Raw genomic sequence first — 334 nt, forward strand, 5'->3', positions numbered from 1 at the left:
CCTTGTGCCTTTACACTCTGCGAATGATTTCCAACCATTCTGAGGGAACCTTTGGGCGCCTCCGTTACTCTTTAGGAGGCGACCGCCCCAGTCAAACTGCCCACCTGACACTGTCCTCGCACCGGATCACGGTACCAAGTTAGAACCTAGATACGATCAGGGTGGTATCCCAACGTTGCCTCCACACAAGCTGGCGCTCATGCTTCCTAGGCTCCCACCTATCCTGTACAGATCGTACCCAAATCCAATATCAAGCTGCAGTAAAGCTCCATGGGGTCTTTCCGTCTTGTCGCGGGTAACCTGCATCTTCACAGGTATTAAAATTTCACCGGAT

Annotated in this window: 1 rRNA gene; it reads right to left on the reverse strand. The window is 52.1% G+C overall.

Going from position 1 to position 334, the window contains the following annotated elements:
• Positions 1–334, reverse strand: a 23S ribosomal RNA gene (locus KJS58_RS25125); the annotation flags it as partial.

The sequence above is a fragment of the Paenibacillus sp. J45TS6 genome, assembly GCF_018403285.1.
In the GTDB taxonomy this organism is placed as follows: domain Bacteria; phylum Bacillota; class Bacilli; order Paenibacillales; family Paenibacillaceae; genus Paenibacillus.